This is a genomic window from Micromonospora marincola, from assembly GCF_056150385.1.
Genome location: NZ_JAXCFT010000002.1, coordinates 232,643 through 249,998 on the forward strand (window position 1 = coordinate 232,643; position 17,356 = coordinate 249,998).

Consider the following 17,356-nt stretch of genomic DNA (forward strand, 5'->3'; position numbering starts at 1 on the left):
GCGTGCGATCCCCTACGCCGCGCGGGCTCGTGGAAGCGCGGCCCGGCCTGCTGCCGGCCCACCCCTCACCGGTCAACGCCCCTGTCGTTCTGCGGCGGTCCCTTGGGCTTCGCGCTTCCGCGCCAGCCGCAGGGCGTCTCGCGTGGCCGGAGTCGGAGCGCCAGCGGAGCGACGGACACGCGCCCACTGCTTCTTCGCATGGCTGCTCGGCCCTGCGATGGCAAGCAAAAGGCCCAGGTCATGATCGGCGATCAAGCCGGTGACCTGGGCCCTTCTGTGAGCCGCCTGACGGAATCGAACCGTCGACCTACGCATTACGAGTGCGTCGCTCTAGCCGACTGAGCTAAGGCGGCAACGATCGTAGAGTGTACGGCACGCCCGGCCGACAGCCGAACGGGATCCCCCACGTCCGGAACCGGACACCACGGCACGAGCAGCCCCACGCGGGAGAGACTTCCCGGCCGGTGCGGACTACCCTGCGGCGGGTGAACGACGATCACGTACCGCCGCCTCAGCAGCCGGATCCCGAAGCGCACCCGGGCGAGCGGGCCAGCCGTCGACCCCACCGCATCGACCCGCTGGAGCTGGGCTTCACCCCGCGCCGGCCGGTGCCCTGGCTCGCGCCGTTGCTGCTGATCACCACCGGCCTGCGGACGCTGCTGGCCATGCTGTTCGGGGCGTACCTGGACAAGCGCGAATTACAGAACGCCTTCGGTGACGACACGTTCCGGCAGGTCGGGCCGGACGGCGGGCTCTGGCTGGACTACGTGGCCGACCTGGGTGACGGCTTCGACGCCACATACTCGGTGGCGTACCTGCTCGCCCAGCCGGAGCTGACCGTGGACGGCCACCGGCTGCCCCGGGCGCAGACGCTTGTGATGGGCGGCGACCAGGTGTACCCGTCGGCCGGCTACGAGGCGTACGAGGACCGGTGCAAGGGGCCGTACCAGGCGGCGCTGCCGGTCGCACCGCCGGAGCGGCCGACGCTCTTCGCGGTGCCCGGCAACCACGACTGGTACGACGGGCTCACCGCGTTCCTGCGGCTGTTCGTGAGGTCCCGGGACCGGCACTTCGCCGGCTGGGGCACCGGCCAGTCCCGCTCGTACTTCGCGGTCGAACTGCCGGCCGGCTGGTGGTTGCTGGGCCTCGACGACCAGTCCGGGTCATACCTGGACGATCCGCAGCTCACCTACTTCGACGAGGTCGCCCGCAAGCTCACCCCACAGTCCAGGGTGATCCTGGCGGTGCCGGCTCCGACATGGGTCAAGGCCGCCGACCATCCCAACGCGTACGACTCGATCGACTACTTCATCCGTACCATCGTCGCGCCCACCGGGGCCCAGGTCCGGGTGCTGGTCTCCGGCGACCTGCACCACTACGCCCGGTACGCCGGCCCGGAGCGGCAGCTCATCACCTGCGGTGGCGGTGGCGCCTACCTCTACCCCACCCACCGGTTGCCGGAGCGGCTGGAGGTGCCGCCGCGGGACACGTTGACCCGGCGGGCCAGCCGCACCCGCGAGTACGAGCTGACCGCCCGCTACCCGGACGAGGCCCGTTCCCGCCGGTACGGCTGGGGCATCTTCGGCCGGCTGCCGTACCGCAATCCGGGCTTCGCCACGTTGCTCGGCACCCTGCACACGCTGCTGATGCTGGCCATGGCCGGGGTGGCGGCGCAGCGGGCCGACTCGACCGCGCAGCGGCTGTTCAGCGTCCCGTTGGTGGCGATGCTTGTGGTGACCATGCTGGGCGCGGTGTTCTTCGCCAAGCCGCCGAGCGCGGGCGGCAAGCGGCACGCCCGGCACTGGATCCTCGGGGTGGCGCACGGGGCGGCCCATGTGGCGTTGGCCGCCGGCGGGACCTGGCTCTGGCTGCACCTGCCGTTCTACGACTGGCCGTGGCCGTTGCCGGCGGTCGCGGCGGTGGTGCTCTACGGCCCGGCCAGCGGGCTTGTCGGCAGTCAGCTCGTGGCGCTCTATCTGCTGGTGGCGGGCGCGTTCGGGGTGAACCTGAACGAGCTCTTCGCCGGCCAGGGCATCGAGGACTCGAAGGTGTTCCTCCGGTTCCGCTTCGATCCCGACGGCACCCTGACGATCTATCCCATCGCCTTGGACAAGGTCTCCCACGCCTGGCAGCTCAACCCGGACGACTCCCCCACGGCCCCCTGGCTGACCCCGAAGACCCCCTTGACCCCCCGCCTGGCCGAACCCCCCATCACCCTCCACTGAAGCCCCCGCCCCCACCCTCGCTCACGCCCCGCCCCCGCTCTGGCTGATCATGAAGTTGGCGGCACCGAAAGAGATCAAATTCGCCGTCAACTTCATGATCACGCGGGGAGGGCGGGGTGGGGGTGGGGGTGGGATCAGGGGGTGGGGTTGTAGTGCTTGTCGTGGGACTGGCGGGGGGCGCAGACCGAGGCGCGGCTGCACTGGCAGCGGGAGCCGTCGGCGTCCAGGCGGACCGTCACCGCGTCGCGCGGGACGCTGTGGCCGACCACCTTCCCCTCGCCCTGGGGGGTCTCGACCCGGGTGCCGACCGCCGGGGCGGACTCCTGGAATTTCTGATACAGGGGATGTTCGTATTTCAGGCAACACATCAGTCGTCCGCACGCGCCGGAGATGCGCAGCGGGTTGAGCGGCAGGTCCTGGTCCTTCGCCATCCGGATCGTCACCGGCTCGAAGTCGGTGAGGAACGTGGCGCAGCACAGGTCACGCCCGCAGGAGCCGATGCCGCCCTGCACCCGTGCCGAGTCGCGGGCGGAGAGCTGCCGCAGCTCGACCCGGCAGTGCAGGGTCGCGCCCAGGTCGCGGACCAGCGAACGGAAGTCCACCCGGTGCGGCGCGGTGAAATAGATCGTGGTGCGGTCGCTGCCGGTCTCCGGCGTGCCGAGGAAATGGTCGACGGCGACCACCTTCATCGGCAGGCCGTGCTCGCGGATCAGCCGTTTGGCGGCCACCTTCGCGTCCGCCTTGCGCCGGCGCAGCGCCTCGTCGCGGCGCAGGTCGTCGTCGTCGGCGGGCCCGGCCAGCTTCGGGAAACCCGCGGTGTCCTCGTCCACCCACTGCGCGGCCCAGACGCACTCGGCCACCTCGGGGCCGTCGTCGGTCGGCACCAGCACCCGGTCGCCGACCTGCGGACGCAGCTCACCCGGGTCGAGGTAGTAGAGACGCCCGTACCGGTTGAAGCTGACCGCGCAGAGCATGCCCATGCGCCCTACCCTACGCGGCTCCGCTCGGCCGGACGGCTCGCCGGTCGCCGTCCGGTCACACCGTGCAGCGATCCATCCCGGTCTAACCGACCGAGCGGCCCCCATGCCTCGCCCGGACGGTTGAAACCTGGGCCGGTCCCGGGACAAACGCCGGCCGACCGCGTTGAGTGAAGGCATACCTGCGGGGGGTGCAGGGGAAGACCACGGCGTCGCATGCCGGTGCCCGGCCACGGCCGGGTCGGCGTGCGACGCCGTGAGTCGTCAGTAGCCGATCCGGGTGGTGCCGCCGTAGCGCGGCGGGGTGACGGCGCGGTCCCGCCAGGTCGTCTCGGCGAGGCTCGGCCCCCACTGACGCAGCAACGTCTCGGCCCCGTCGTAGGCCACTCCGAGCACACCAAGCACCCGGGTGGCGATCTCGGCCGCCGCCGACGCGCCGGCCGGGCCGGCCTCGACCCCCGGCCGGGCGGCGGCGTGCACGGTGACCGCCTCGGCCGAGCCGAGCACCTCGGCGAGTGCCCGCGCCAGCGCGGCCCGGCTGCTCTCCACCCAGGCGGCGAGCGCGTCCGCGTAGCCGGCGGTCGACTCCAGCCGCCCGACCAGGCTCTCCGGCCCCTCGTCGAGGTGGCGGAGCAGGGCGGTGCGCGCCTCGTCGTAGGCCGCGGCGGCCGACCCGGACCAGGCGACCGGGTCGGCGAGGACGGCGCAGGTGTCGTCGTACCCCCGGACGATCCGGCGCACGGCGTGGCCGGCGCCGGTAAGCGGCGCGGGGTGCAGTTCGAGGAATTCGCGCACCGCCACACCGGGAAGCACCTGCATCCGGCGCAGCAGCGGCCAGAGCCGGTGCCCCTCCGGCACGCCGGCGGCGAGCAGCGTGTCGACCCGGGTGAGCAGGTCGAGACCCGGCTCGGCGAGGCGCTCAAGCGCGTCCATCAGGCCTCCCGGGCCAGCCGGCCCGCGACCGCGTCGTCGGCCGCCGCGTAGCGCTCGGCGGCGCTGCGCAACGCCGCCGCGGCGGCGGCCAGCCGGTTGGCGGCGGCCTGCGCCTCGCGTGCCCGGTCGGCGGTGGCGGCGGTCCACTGCCGGTGCAGCGCGCGCCCCACCTCGCCTGGCCGGCCGGCGGCGTGGGCGCCGAACGCGGGGTGCGGCGGGTCGGCGGCGGTCACGGTGCGGGCCAGCGTGGCGAGGGTCGCACCGGCGTCGTCGAGGCGGGCGGCGAGCGCACGCAGCGATTCCATGTCAGGCTCCCGCCAGCGGCCGGTAGGCCGCGAAGGTCTCGTTGTGCAGTTTCTCCCGGGCCCACTGCGCCGCGTCGGCGGCGGCCGTCACCGCGGCCTGCACCGAGCCGGCCACGTCCCGCGGGCTGCGCTGGTGCAGGGGACCGAGGAAGCGCACGTCGGTGATCCGCCCGCCGGCCGTGACCACCACCTCGACCAGCCCGTCGGGTGAGCGGACGGTGACCTCCACGGTGGCGACCGCCTGGTCGAACTCGGCTTGCAGGGCCTCGATGCGGCGGTAGCGCCGCACCGCCTCCTCGATCCAGGCCTCGTCGATCTCCCCCCGCGCCATCGGCGGACTCCTCCCGGCCGTTCGGCGCCGCCGGCCCCACCTCCGACGTCACCTCACTGAGCGTGCCGCCCTCGTCACCACGGCATCACCGGACCGTACCGCACGTCAATTGCGCGTGTCGATGCCCTGTGGACAGCGCGGAACGAGCGCCTCAACCCCGCCAGAGGGAGAGCATCATCGCCTCGACCGCGATCCGCGGTTTGACGTTCGCCTCGATCGCCGCCCGGCACTCCAGCACGGCCTCCAGGCGGCGCAGCGAGCCCTCCGCGTCCCACTTCTGCGCGCCGGCCCCGGCAAGCGTCGCGGTGTCGGTGTGCACAGGCGCGACAGGCGCCCGCAGCGCCATGGTGAGCGCGTCCCGGTAGAAGCCGGCCAGGTCGACAAGCGCCCGGTCGAGCGCGTCCCGCTGGGCCCGGGTGGCCCGCGACTTCTGCCGTTTCTCCAGTTCCTTGAGCTGGCCGGCGGCACCCCGCATGGCGCCGGCCGCGCCCCGGCCGGTGCCGCCCGCGCCGAGCGCGGTCTGCAACGCCGACCGCTCCGCCTCGTCGACCTCCACGACCGAGGCGGCGGCCTCCGCCTCGGCGGCCTCGATCAGCGCCGAGGCCGCGTCGAACGCCGCGCCCACGCCGGTGAGCCGGCGCGGCACGGCGAGCACGGCGTCCCGCCGCTGCCGGGCCTCCGGGTCGCGGGCCAGCCGCCGGGCCCGGCCGACGTGCCCCTGCGCCGCCGCGGCGGCCCACTGCGCCGTGTCCGGGGCGATGCCGTCCCGGCGGACCAGCACCTCGGCCACCGCGCCGGCCGGCGGCTGGCGCAGCGGTACGACCCGGCAACGCGACCGGATGGTCACCGACACGTCGTCCGGGTGGGTGGACGGGGCGCAGAGCAGGAAGACGGTACGCGGCGGCGGCTCCTCGACGGCCTTGAGCAGCGCGTTGCCGGCGGCCTCGGTGAGCCGGTCGGCATCCTCGATGATGACGATCTGCCAGCGTCCGCCGGAGGGCGTGCTCGCCGCCCGCAGCACGAGCGTGCGCATCTCGCCGACGCCGATGGAGAGCCCGTCGGGCACCACGAGCCGCACGTCGGCGTGGGTGCCGGCGAGCGTGGTGTGGCAGCCGGGGCAGTGACCGCAGCCGGTGCCGTGCACGCACTGGAGCGCGGCGGCGAAGGCGCGGGCGGCCACCGACCGGCCGGAGCCGGGCGGGCCGGTGAAGATCCACGCGTGGGTCATTCCGGCACCGGGATCGGCGTCGGTCGCGGCACCGTCGGGCTCGCCGGGGTCGTCGAACTGCTCGGCGAGCGCGTCGAGGTCGTCGTACCCACCGGCTGGAACGCCCACGCGGGCCGCCACGGGCGTGCCCGCCCGCAGCAGCGCGGCGGCGGAGGCGGCGGCCCGCCGCAGCGTGACCACCGCCTCGTCCTGCCCGACCAGGTCGCCGAAGACGTCAGTCATCGTCGGCGTTGCTCCATCGTCACCAGCTCCGATTCGGATAACTCGGGCTGGACCGAGGTGTCCGGGCCCTGCGCCGGGCGCGGGTGCACGATCCCGGCCGGGTCGACGAGGAACTCGTCCACCCGGCGGGCGACCGCGTCGGCGATCTCCTCCACCGGGCGGGACGCGTCGAGCACCAGGTAGCGCTTCGGGTCACCGGAGGCCAGATCGAGGAAGGCGTACCGGACCCGCTCGTGGAACGCCATCGACTCGGCCTCCAGCCGGTCGGCGTCCTCGCTGCGGGCACTCACCCGACTCAGCCCGGTGTGCGGGTCGACGTCGAGCAGGACCACCAGGTCGGGCTTGAGCCCACCGGTGGCCCAGGAGGAGAGCCAGGAAACCTCGTCGACCGGCAGCGTCCGGCCGGCGCCCTGGTAGGCCAGGGACGAGTCGACGTACCTGTCGCTGATCACCACCGCGCCGCGGGTCAGCGCCGGGCGCACCACTGTCGCCACGTGGTGGGCCCGGTCGGCGGCGTAGAGCAACGCCTCGGCGCGCGGCGACGGCGCGTCGTCGGCGGCGGCGGGGTCAAGCACCAGCGAGCGGATCCGCGCACCGACGCCGGTGGCGCCCGGCTCGCGGGTGACCACCACCTCCCGGCCCCCGCCGCGCAGCCGCTCGGCGAGCGCGGCGAGCTGGGTGGACTTGCCGGCGCCCTCGCCGCCCTCGAAGACCACGAACAGGCCGGAGGAGACGAACGGCTCGGCTGGCATCAGCGGGCGACCCCGGATCGAGCCCCAGAGGTCGGCCAGGACCGGCACGCCCTTCTTGTCGTCCATCTGGCCAAACGCGCTGATCCCGGCGAAGATACCGGCCGCGCCGGCGGCGAGCAGCAGCAGCCGGGTCGAGGAGATGGAGATGCCCAGGTCGGCGATGTAGAGCTGGCGGGAGCCGCCGACACCGACCAGGAGACTGCTCAGCGCGATGGCCAGGATCAGCACCAGTCGGGTGCCGATCTGCACCACCGCGAAGACCCGGCCGCGCACCTCGTCTGCCACCTCGCCGCCGAGCAGCGTGGTGCCGGCCAGGAACGCCATGCCAGCGCCGGCGCCGACCAGGATCGCGCCGAGGATGGCCATGGACAGGTGGATGGCGAACGCCAGCACCAGCACGGAGGCGCTTGCGAGCACGATGCTCATGCCGAACCAGCGGCGCCGGGACAGATCCCGTACGAGGATCGGGCCGAGCCCGATGCCGAGCGCCAGGCCGACGAAGATCGCGCCGAAGAGCAGCGAGAACGCGGCGTCGCCGGCGCCGAGCGAGTTGGCGAAGAACTTGGCCGTGCCGACCACGATGCCGCCACCGGCGAACGCGCCGAAGATGCCGAGCACCAGGCCGCGCACCAGCGGCGTCTGCCCGATGAACTTCCAGCCGTCGGCGAACTGGCGGAACATGCTCTGCTCGGTGCGTTCCCCCTCGCCGCGCTGGGCCTCGCTGATCTCCCTGATCCCGAACGCCACCACGAGCGCGGTGGCCAACCGGGAGAAGGAGTTGAACCAGAGCGCGAGCTGGGCCGGCTCGGCCCAGCCGGGCAGGTCGCCGCCGACCGCGCCGCGTACGCCCCGGTCCAGCACGGCCAGGGCGATGGCGGCGGCCACCGGGGTCAGGCCGTACGTGGTGATCAGGGTGAGCTGATTGGCCGTCTCCAACCGGGTACGCGGGATCAGGTTGGGGACCGCCGCCTCCTTGGCCGGGATCCACATCAACGTGATCGACTCGATCAGGAAGGTGGCGATGAGCGCCCAGCCGACCACCAGGCCGCCCCCGGCGCCGGTGAGCGCGTAGAGCGGGATGGAGGCGAAGAGCACGAAGCGCAGCAGGTCACAGATGACCATCGTCCACCGGCGGTCGAACCGGTCGGCGAAGACGCCCGCCACCGGGCCGAGCACCAGCGCCGGCAGGAGCCGGATCGCGGTCACGCCGCCGAAGGCCGCGCCCTGGGCGGTGCTGCCGGACACCTGCGAGGCGGCGAAGAGCGCGGTGGCGAGCAGGCCGAGCCAGTCGCCGAACGAGGCCGCGCTGAGCACGATCCACAGCCTGCGGAACGGCCGGATGCGCAGCACCGAGCGGATCGCGGCGAGGCCGGACCGGTCGGCCTGTGTGCCGGGCGACGACACGCCGGACGACTCGCCGTTCTTCTGGCTTTCGATGGCCGTACCTCCACGTGCCGGCCCAGGTCTGGGCATCCCCGGTGGAACACTCTAGCCGCGCGGAGGGGGTCTCCTCCGGTGACATCGCCTGATCGTCGAGCCTAGGCCGCCGGGACCACCACCCGCAGCCGGACAGACGCGAGGGTATTTCGCATTGCCGTCCCGACAGTTAGCGTTCAGACGTGGCCATCGACCGTGCCGAACTTCGCGATCGTCTCGACCGGGCGACCGCCCACCTCGACCCGCCGTACGCGGTGGTCGACCTCTCCGCGTTCGACGCGAACGCCGACGCGCTGGCCGGGCGGGCCGGCGGCAAGCCGCTGCGGGTGGCGAGCAAGTCCGTGCGGGTCCGCGAACTGCTCACCCGCGTGCTCAAGCGACCCGGCTGGCACGGCGTGATGGCTTTCACCCTGCCCGAGGCGCTCTGGCTGGCCCGCGGCGGCGTCGCCGACGACGTGCTGGTCGCCTATCCGACCGCGCACCGGGGGGCGCTCGCCGAGCTGGCCGCCGACCCGGCGCTCGCCGACGCGGTCACCCTGATGATCGACGACGCCGGGCAGCTCGACCTGATCGACCGGGTGAGCCCGCCCGGGGGCCGGCCCGCGCTGCGGGTCTGCCTCGACCTGGACGCCTCCTGGCGGCCCCTGCGCGGTCGGGTGCACGTCGGAGTGCGCCGCTCGCCCGTGCACAGCGCGCGGGCCGCGGGCGCGCTCGCCGCCGCCGTCGCCGGCCGGCCGGGCTTCCGGCTGGTCGGCCTGATGTCGTACGAGGCACAGATCGCCGGCCTCGGTGACGCCCCGCCCGGGCAGGCGGTGCTCGGCGGCGCGATCCGGGTCGCCCAGCGCCGGTCGTACCGGGAACTGCTGGCTCGCCGGTCCGCCGCGGTCGCCGCCGTCCGCGAGCACGGCGACCTGGAGTTCGTCAACGGCGGCGGCACCGGCAGCGTGGCCGCCACCAGCGCCGACCCCGCGGTCACCGAGGTCACCGCCGGCTCCGGGCTCTACGGGCCCACGCTGTTCGACGCGTACCGCGCCTGGCGGCCGACCCCGGCGACGTTCTACGCCTGCGCGGTGGTCCGCCGGCCGGCGCCCGGGCTGGCCACCGTGCTCGGCGGCGGCTGGATCGCCTCCGGCCCGGCGGCGGAGAGCCGGCTGCCCCGGCCGTGGCTGCCGGCCGGGCTGACGCTCCTCGGCGCGGAGGGCGCGGGCGAGGTGCAGACCCCGCTCGCCGGCGACGCCGCGGACGGGCTGCGGGTCGGCGACCGGGTGTGGTTCCGTCACGCCAAGGCGGGCGAGGTGTGCGAGCACGTCAACGAGGTGCACCTGGTCGAGGGCGACACCGTGGTCGGGACCGTCCCCACCTACCGGGGTGAGGGCCGGGCGTTTCTCTGACGTGACAACGGCGGGCCCGGGCGCACGCTCCGAACCCGCCGTTCGCGTGTCGCTCAGCCCTGGTGGACGGCCTCGGTCGGTGCGTCGACCTGCCGGTGCAGGTATTCCCGGATGAGCGCCTTCGCCTCGACAAGCACCCGCTCGTCACCGTCGGCACGGCGGCGGAACGCCAGCTTGATCAGGGCGTCCGCGGCCTCCACCGCGACCTCCAGGTGGAACCGCAGGTCGGGCACGCCGGCCAGGCCGAAACGCTCGGTGAGCACGCGGGCGAGTTGCTCCGCGATGACCCCGTTGTTGTCCCGCGCGTCGTCAAGCAGGTGCAGGTCGACCACGTCACCGAAGTGCAGGGTACGGAAACCGGGGACGGTGCGGTGCATCGAGATGTACTCGTCGATCGCCGCGTCGACCCCGTCCCACCAGTGGGTCAGGTCGTCCGAGGCGAACCGTTCGTCGAGCCGCTGGAGGTAGGACTCCATGGTGCGCAGGGTCAGCGCCTGCACGATCGCCCGCTTGTCCGGGAAGAACTGATAGACCGACCCGATCGCCACCTCGGCGCGCTCGGCGAGCAGGGTGGTGGTCAAGCCCTCGTACCCCACCTCGTCGACGAGCTCGGCGCAGGCGTCCAGCATCCGCTGGACCCGCGCCACACTTCGACCCTGCACCGGTACCCGACGCAGCGGCCCGGTCGTGGCGGCTGGTGTGGACACTCGGCGCCACCCCCCTTCGACGGATGAACATATCTGCACGTCACGAGTCTGTGACTACCGGTACAACGAGCCGGGCTCGATTGCGGTATTTACCAGGCACAACGTTCCTGATATGAATTCAGTTCATATTCATGTCGAGGAGTGTCGCCATGGCCGGTCCCCCCGCCGCCTGGTCCAACTGGGCCGGTAACCAACACAGCACGGCGCTTCTCACCGTGCGCCCGCGTACCGTCTCCGAGGTCGCCGAGGCGGTCCGGCAGGCGGGCGCCGCCGGCCGGACGATCCGGGCGGTCGGCAGCGGCCACTCCTTCACCGCCACCGCCGTCGCGGACGGACACCGGCTCGACCTCGCCGACCTGGCCACCGACGTCACCGTCGACGTGGCGCGTCGCCTGGTCACCGTACCGGCCGGGATGACCCTGCACACGCTCAACGAGCTGCTCGCCCGGCACGGGCTGGCGATGCCCAACCTCGGCGACATCGACGCGCAGACCATCGCCGGGGCGCTCTCCACAGGCACCCACGGCACCGGCGCGAAACTCGGCTGCCTCTCCACCTTCGTCGCCGGGCTGACCCTCGTCACCGGCACCGGCGAGGTGCTGCGCTGCTCCGCCGACGAGCACCCCGACGTGTTCGACGCCGCGAGGGTCGGGCTCGGCGCGGTGGGCGTGCTCGTCGAGGTCACCCTGCGCTGCGTGGACGCCTTCGTGCTCCGCGCGCACGAACGCCCGGCCGCGCTCGCCGAGGTGCTCGACGACCTGCCCGGGTTGTGGGGGGCGCACGACCACGCCGAGTTCTACTGGTTCCCCTACACCGACCGGGTGCAGGTCAAGACCAACGACCGGGTGCCCGCCGACGACCGGCCGCTGCCCGGCTGGCGCGGTTGGCTCGACGACGACTTCCTCGCCAACACCGTCTTCGCCGGGGCCTGCCGCCTCGGCCGCGCGGTGCCCGCCCTCGCGCCCGGGATCAGCGCCGTCTCCGCCCGGGCGCTCACCGAACGCACCTACACGGGCCGCTCCGACCGGGTCTTCTGCACCCCGCGCCGGGTCCGCTTCGTGGAGATGGAGTACGGGCTGCCACGCGACGCGCTGCCCACCGCGCTGGCGGAGCTACGCCGCATCGTGGACCGGCTGCCGTTCAAGGTGCTCTTCCCGGTCGAGGTGCGATTCGCCGCCGCCGACGACATCTGGCTCTCCCACTCCTACGGGCGGGACTCCGCCTACATCGCGGTCCACCAGTACGTGGGGATGCCGTACGAGCCGTACTTCCGCGCGTTCGAGCAGGTGGCGACCGAGCTGGGCGGCCGGCCGCACTGGGGCAAGCTGCACTGGCGAGACGCGGAGTCGCTGGCCACCGCCTACCCGAAGTTCGCCGATTTCCAGTCCCTCCGCACCCGCGTGGACCCGAAGAACCTCTTCGGAAACCCCTATCTGCACCAGGTCCTAGGAAGTTGAGAGATCTTGGAAAACGATGGCCCCACCGGGGGCCATTTGCTTCCAAGATCTCGGCCTTCGTCATCCTCGCCAGCCGGCGGCCCGGAGAGCGGCACGGATCTGGGCGATGACCGCCTCCGGTTCCGTGCGAAGGGCCCAGGAGGGGAACCGGAGGATGCGGTCGCCCTCGACCCAGAGGTCGTTCTGCCGGCGCATGTCCGCCCACGCGTGCGCCGGGTCGAGATGCTGTCCGCCGTCCACCTCGACATGCACCCGCCACTCCTCGAAGTAGGCGTCGAGATAGCGCCGCCGCCCGGCGGAGTCACGCCGGAGCATCTGGCGGGTCGGATCGGGCAGGCCGGCACCGCGCACCAGACGGAGCAGATCAAGCTCGCCCAAGGAGTGCGCACCGCCGGCCGCATCGGTGGCGGTGGACAGGATCAGCCGCCGTCGGCGGACCCGCGGCATCCGGCCGAGCACCTCATGCAGGTCGTCACCGCCCACCAGCCGCTGCTGGAACGCCGCCGCCACGATGGCCCGAGCCTGCCCGTCGGAAGGTGCCCACTGGGCCGCGTCGACCACCGACCGCGCAGCCGCCGTGCGGGGCGGCTGCCCGACCGGCACCACATCCTCGTCGAGCAGGTGGGTCGTCCGGTGCGCTCGCACCCCGGCCGGCAGCGGAGCCCGACGGCAGGTGGCCGGCAGGAGCAGGTGGACGACGCGATCCGGGAACCCGCGTAGGCCACCCGCCTGGGCGGCTGTGATCCCGCTGAGCAAACGCGGTCGGCCCGGCTGCCAGCACCGCGATCCAGCGGAGCTGAGCGGGACCGACCGGACCGTTGTGTGCGACGAGAACGGCGCGGTGGGCCTGGCGCCAACGACCGGTGGCAACCCGCTGCCGGATCGTCTTACGGGTGAGGTGCGCCAGCGCCTGGCCGAGGCTCAGCACGTCGTCCTGCCGGAACAGCAGCCAGGTCAACTCGTCCGCGTCGTCCGACGGAAGCGCCCGCCGCATACCCGCCCACGAATCCCCCACCCGCCCAACCCTGCCCGCCCGGGTGCAGGCCGCGCCGTCCCTGTGGACAACCGCGAGATCTTGGAAGCTACCGGCCCCCCTGAGGGCCATTTGCTTCCAAGATTCACTCCTTCGGGGTTGAGGTCGCCTTCTTGGGAGCGGCCTTCTTCGCCGTCGCCTTTGTGGTCTTGGCGGCCGTGGTCTTCTTTGCGGCTGTGGTCTTCTTCGCGGGGGCGGCCTTCTTGGTGGCCTTCTTCTTCGGGGCCGGGCCCTTCGCGCGCTTCTCGGCGAGCATCTCGGACGCCTCCGCCAGCGTCAACTCCTCCGGCGTCTGCCCGCGCCGCAGCGACGCGTTGAACTCCCCGTCCGTCACGTACGGACCGAAGCGCCCATCCTTGATCACCAGCGGCTTCTCTGTCTGCGGGTCGGCGCCCATCTCCCGCAACGGCGGCGCGGCGGCCCGGCGCTGGCGGGTCTTCGGTGCGGCCAGCAGCGCCAGCGCCTCGTCAAGCGTGACGGTGAACATCTTGTCTTCCGAGTCCAGCGAGCGGAACTCGTCACCGCGCTTGACGTACGGGCCGTAGCGGCCGTTGTTGGCGAAGACCTCGCCGCCGTCCGGGGCCACGCCCACCAGCCGGGGCAGGCTGAGCAGCCGCAACGCCTGCTCCAGGGTGAGGCTGTCCGGTGACTGCGAGCGCAGCAGCGACGACTTCCGCTCGCCGCTTGCCACGTACGGGCCGAAGCGGCCGGACTTGAGCAGGATCGGCTCGCCTGTCGACGGGTCGTCGCCGAGCTTGCGCTCGCCGCCGCCACCGAGGAACAGCTCGTGCACCTTCTCCGGGGTCAGCTCGTCGGGCGCCAGGCCCTCGGGGATCGGCGCCCGGTCCCCCTGCGAGCCGCCTTCCTCACCCTCGCCGGAACCGGAACCGGAACCCGAGCCAGCCGGCGTCGGCTGCTGCTCGCCGGGCAGCGCCCGTTGCAGGTAGGGCCCGTACCGGCCGACCCGGACGACGACCTCGCGCCCCTCGTCGTCGGTGTGCAGCGGGATCGAGTTGACGCTGCGCGCGTCGATCTCGCTGAGGTTCTCGGTGACAAGCTTCTTCAGCCCGCCGGCGTGCGCGATGGCCTGGTCGCCGGTGCCGTTGGCGCTGCCGAAGTAGAAGGAGGTGAGGAAGTCGACCGCGGCGTGGTCACCGCCGGCGATCTCGTCCAGCTCGTTCTCCATGCTTGCGGTGAAGTCGTAGTCGATCAGGCGCGGGTAGTGCCGTTCCATCAGCCCGATCACGGCGAACGCCAGGAACGTCGGGATCATCGCCTGGCCGCGCTTGTTGACGTACCCGCGGTCCTGGATGGTCTGCATGATCGAGGCGTACGTGGACGGGCGGCCGATGCCCAACTCCTCAAGCGCCTTGACAAGCGACGCCTCGGTGTAGCGCGACGGCGGCTGGGTGTGGTGGCCCTGCGCGGCCAGCTCGTCGGCGGTCAGCGGCTGGTCCTTGACGAGCGTGGGCAGCCGCCGCTCGGCGTCCTCCGCCTCGGCGTTCTCGTCGTCGCTCGACTCGACGTACGCGCGCAGGAAGCCCGGATCGGTGATGGTCTTGCCGGTGGCGCCGAAGTCGGCTTCCTCCTGCGCGGAGGAGACCGCCCGGATGCGCACCGACACGCTGGAGCCGACCGCGTCGGTCATCTGCGAGGCGATGGTGCGCCGCCAGATCAGCTCGTAGAGCTTGTACTCGTCGCCGGACAGCTCCCGGACCACGTCGCCGGGGGTGCGGAAGTTGTCGCCGGCCGGGCGGATCGCCTCGTGCGCCTCCTGTGCGTTCTTCACCTTGCCGGTGTACCGGCGCGGCTCCGGCGGCACGCTGCGCTCACCGTACAGATCGACGATCTGCCGGCGGGCCGCCGCGATGGCGGTCTCCGACAGGTTCACCGAGTCGGTACGCATGTAGGTGATGTAGCCGTTCTCGTAGAGCCGCTGCGCGGTGCGCATCGTCTGCTGGGACGACAGGCGCAGTTTGCGGGCCGCCTCCTGCTGGAGCGTGGAGGTGATGAACGGCGCGTACGGGCGGCGGCGGTAGGGCTTCTCCTCGACCCGGGTGACCGTGAACGGCCGGTCCGCCAGGCGGGCCGCGAGCCCTCGGGCCCCGCCCTCGTCGAGGTGCACGACGCCCGCACCGGCGCGAACCCGACCCGTGGTCGGCTCGAAGTCCTTGCCGGTGGCGATCCGGTCGCCGTTCAGCGCGACGAGCGTGGCGTTGAACGTGCGCGGGCCCTCGCCCGGCTTCGCCACCGCCAGGGTGGCCAGGATGTCCCAGTATTCGGCGGTGCGGAACGCCATCCGCTGGCGTTCCCGCTCGACCACGATCCGGGTCGCCACGGACTGCACCCGGCCCGCCGAGAGCTTCGGCATGACCTTCTTCCACAGCACCGGGGAGACCTCGTAGCCGTAGAGCCGGTCCAGGATGCGGCGGGCCTCCTGGGCGTCGACGAGGTCGCGGTCGATCTCCCGGGGGTTGGCGACCGCGGCCTGGATGGCCGGCTTGGTGATCTCGTGGAAGACCATCCGCTTGACCGGCACCTTGGGCTTGAGCGTCTCCACCAGGTGCCAGGCGATGGCCTCGCCCTCGCGGTCCTCATCCGTGGCCAGGAAGATCTCGTCGACCTCCTTGGCCAGCTTCACCAGCTTGCTGATCTGCTGACGGCGGTCGGCGGAGACCACATAGAGCGCCTGGAAGCCGTTGTCGACGTCGACGCCGAGCCGCGCCCACGGCTCGCCCTTGTACTTCGCCGGCACGTCGGCGGCGTTGCGGGGCAGATCCCGGACGTGGCCGAAGCTGGCCTCCACGACGTACCCCGGGCCGAGGTAGCCCGAGATCGTCTTGGCCTTCGCCGGTGACTCGACGATGACCAGACGGGTGGTTCCAGCGTTGCTCGGCACGTCTCTCCCCGACCTCACTCCTACGCCATGCCCGCTTCGGGCCGTGCTGCACCGTCCGGACCGCCGGTGGCCCGGACGTCCAACGTAACGCGCCGCCCGCGTTCCGGGTTTCGTGGGCGGCAGACCGGCCGCCTTCCGGGCGACAGTCGGCCTAACCCTGCCGGACGGCGCCACCGTACACCGTGGGTAGGGCACCAGGCGGGTCACTGTGACGATCACGCGCCCCCGGCGGCTGTGACGCCCGTCGTTTTCCTGCGCAAACCACGCCCGGCCGGTCCGCGATCGGACAGTTGGCGGTCAACCGTGCGGACCCGGCCAGGTCGCGGCCGGCGCGGCCGGGGGCCGCTCCCCGACCAGCTCCGCGAGCCGGGTCATCCGCCGCCCACCGATCCGGTACGCGGGCCCGCCGTCCTCGGGCTCCACGAACGCGGCCGGCAGCCCCACCGCGGCCAGCGCGGCGCGCACCGCCGGCCAGCACTGCTCGTCGGCCGGGCCGAGCCGAAGCCGGAACCCGGCCGGCTCGGCGGCCCCGGCGGCGGCGACCCAGAGCCGCAGCCGCCGCCCGTCGAGGTGGAACCGGGCCGGTGGCCGCTTCGCCGTGCCACGCAGCCAGGCCCGGGCGAGCGGGGCCAGCGTGGTCGCGTACGCGGTGCGTACCCGGTGCCGGCCGTCCTCGGTCGGCTCCCAGCTCGCCGGCACGCCCCGGGCGGCCAGCTCGGCCACCAGCACGTGCACCCGCCAGGCGGCGTCCACCATCACGGAGAGCCGGGCCGTGCCGCCCATCCGCACCATCTCCCCCGGCCCGGCGAGCAGGCCGGCGAGGTCCGCCAGCGAGGGATCGGCCGCCTCGGTGGAGAACAGCGAGGGCTGGCGGGCCGGGTTCGGTGTGGGAGGGGTCAGCGACACTCCGGGACCTCGTCGAAGGCCTCTTTGAGTTCGGGTGAGTTGAGCTTGCTGGTGTCCAGCGCGCTCGCGTCGTACTCCTTGTTCAGCGTGTCCACGGCGGCGCGCACGCCGTCGTAGAACGGGCCGGCCTGGGCGGTGTCGAGCCCGTCGATGGTGGTCCGGGCCCGCCCGTAGGCGTCGCGCATCTTGCCGAGCGAACCCTGGAACCCGGCGGACACGTCGGTGCCGCGCTCGACCTCGGGCACGCCCGCCTCCTCGACCTTGCGCCGGGCCGTCTCGCTTGCCTGCTCGGCGCCGGAGAAGAGCCGCACCAGGTTCTCCTTGGCCTGCGCCGGGGTGGTCTGCGCGGTCATCTGCTGCTGGGTGCTGCTGGTCAGCTTGGAGATCTCCGCGCGCCACGGCGTGAGCGCCTGGCAGACCGAGGCGGCCCAGGCCCGCGGGCTGGGGCCGCCGCACCCGGCGACGACGAGGACCAGCGTGGCCAGGACCACCGTGAGCTTTCCGGCGGTTGCCGCCCGGCACGTACGCATGCGTTGCAGCGTACGACCTCCGG

14 protein-coding genes and 1 tRNA gene are annotated in these 17,356 nt (G+C 73.0%); 3 read left to right on the forward strand and 12 right to left on the reverse strand.

The window, feature by feature from the left end:
• Positions 1–279: 279 nt before the first annotated feature.
• A tRNA-Thr gene (locus SM450_RS05535) sits at positions 280–353 on the reverse strand.
• Between the two features lie 12 nt (positions 354–365).
• Between SM450_RS05535 and SM450_RS05540 the strand changes: the two genes are divergently transcribed.
• Positions 366–2,225 carry a metallophosphoesterase family protein gene (locus SM450_RS05540; RefSeq protein ID WP_474618579.1) on the forward strand — a complete coding sequence of 620 codons (1,860 nt, stop codon included), beginning with the start codon at positions 366–368 and terminating at the stop codon, positions 2,223–2,225.
• 134 nt (positions 2,226–2,359) lie between these two features.
• On the opposite strand, the gene SM450_RS05545 is transcribed toward SM450_RS05540, so the two are convergent.
• From SM450_RS05545 to tmk, 6 genes are all read right to left on the reverse strand, one after another.
• Positions 2,360–3,205: a PSP1 domain-containing protein gene (locus SM450_RS05545; protein ID WP_474618580.1), complete on the reverse strand. Its 846-nt coding sequence runs from the start codon at positions 3,203–3,205 to the stop codon at positions 2,360–2,362.
• A 261-nt stretch (positions 3,206–3,466) separates the two neighbouring features.
• Positions 3,467–4,135: a hypothetical protein gene (locus SM450_RS05550; RefSeq protein WP_474618581.1), complete on the reverse strand. Its 669-nt coding sequence runs from the start codon at positions 4,133–4,135 to the stop codon at positions 3,467–3,469.
• A complete protein-coding gene (locus tag SM450_RS05555; protein ID WP_474618582.1) occupies positions 4,135–4,440 on the reverse strand; it encodes a hypothetical protein in 306 nt (101 codons plus the stop codon). The genes SM450_RS05550 and SM450_RS05555 overlap by 1 nt, the downstream gene beginning before the upstream one ends.
• Position 4,441: 1 nt before the next feature.
• Positions 4,442–4,771 carry a YbaB/EbfC family nucleoid-associated protein gene (locus tag SM450_RS05560; protein WP_474618583.1) on the reverse strand — a complete coding sequence of 110 codons (330 nt, stop codon included), beginning with the start codon at positions 4,769–4,771 and terminating at the stop codon, positions 4,442–4,444.
• A 151-nt stretch (positions 4,772–4,922) separates the two neighbouring features.
• Entirely contained in the window at positions 4,923–6,221 is a 1,299-nt protein-coding gene (locus SM450_RS05565; RefSeq protein ID WP_474618584.1) for a DNA polymerase III subunit delta', read from the reverse strand.
• Positions 6,218–8,446, reverse strand: coding sequence for a dTMP kinase (tmk, locus tag SM450_RS05570; protein ID WP_474618585.1), 2,229 nt, complete (start codon positions 8,444–8,446; stop codon positions 6,218–6,220). Before tmk ends, SM450_RS05565 begins: the two co-directional genes overlap by 4 nt.
• A 146-nt stretch (positions 8,447–8,592) precedes the next feature.
• Here tmk and SM450_RS05575 point away from each other — a divergent pair, with 146 nt between their 5' ends.
• Positions 8,593–9,801, forward strand: a complete 1,209-nt coding sequence (locus SM450_RS05575) for an amino acid deaminase/aldolase (protein ID WP_474618586.1) — start codon at positions 8,593–8,595, stop codon at positions 9,799–9,801.
• A 53-nt stretch (positions 9,802–9,854) separates the two neighbouring features.
• Here SM450_RS05575 and SM450_RS05580 read toward each other — a convergent pair whose 3' ends face one another.
• Positions 9,855–10,430, reverse strand: a complete 576-nt coding sequence (locus SM450_RS05580) for a TetR/AcrR family transcriptional regulator (RefSeq protein ID WP_474619023.1) — start codon at positions 10,428–10,430, stop codon at positions 9,855–9,857.
• A gap of 227 nt (positions 10,431–10,657) precedes the next feature.
• Between SM450_RS05580 and SM450_RS05585 the strand changes: the two genes are divergently transcribed.
• A complete protein-coding gene (locus SM450_RS05585) occupies positions 10,658–11,965 on the forward strand; it encodes a D-arabinono-1,4-lactone oxidase (RefSeq protein WP_474618587.1) in 1,308 nt (435 codons plus the stop codon).
• Positions 11,966–12,025: 60 nt separating this feature from the next.
• On the opposite strand, the gene SM450_RS05590 is transcribed toward SM450_RS05585, so the two are convergent.
• The 4 genes from SM450_RS05590 to SM450_RS05605 all read right to left on the reverse strand — a co-directional run bounded on the left by SM450_RS05590 (position 12,026) and on the right by SM450_RS05605 (position 17,333).
• Positions 12,026–12,610, reverse strand: coding sequence for an endonuclease domain-containing protein (locus SM450_RS05590; RefSeq protein ID WP_474618588.1), 585 nt, complete (start codon positions 12,608–12,610; stop codon positions 12,026–12,028).
• 473 nt (positions 12,611–13,083) lie between these two features.
• Positions 13,084–15,897 (reverse strand): type I DNA topoisomerase, encoded by a 2,814-nt coding sequence (gene topA, locus SM450_RS05595; protein ID WP_474618589.1) that lies wholly within the window; start codon positions 15,895–15,897, stop codon positions 13,084–13,086.
• Between the two features lie 297 nt (positions 15,898–16,194).
• Positions 16,195–16,803 carry a hypothetical protein gene (locus SM450_RS05600; protein ID WP_474618590.1) on the reverse strand — a complete coding sequence of 203 codons (609 nt, stop codon included), beginning with the start codon at positions 16,801–16,803 and terminating at the stop codon, positions 16,195–16,197.
• Positions 16,794–17,333 carry a hypothetical protein gene (locus tag SM450_RS05605; RefSeq protein ID WP_474618591.1) on the reverse strand — a complete coding sequence of 180 codons (540 nt, stop codon included), beginning with the start codon at positions 17,331–17,333 and terminating at the stop codon, positions 16,794–16,796. The genes SM450_RS05600 and SM450_RS05605 overlap by 10 nt, the downstream gene beginning before the upstream one ends.
• Between the last annotated feature and the right edge of the window lie 23 nt (positions 17,334–17,356).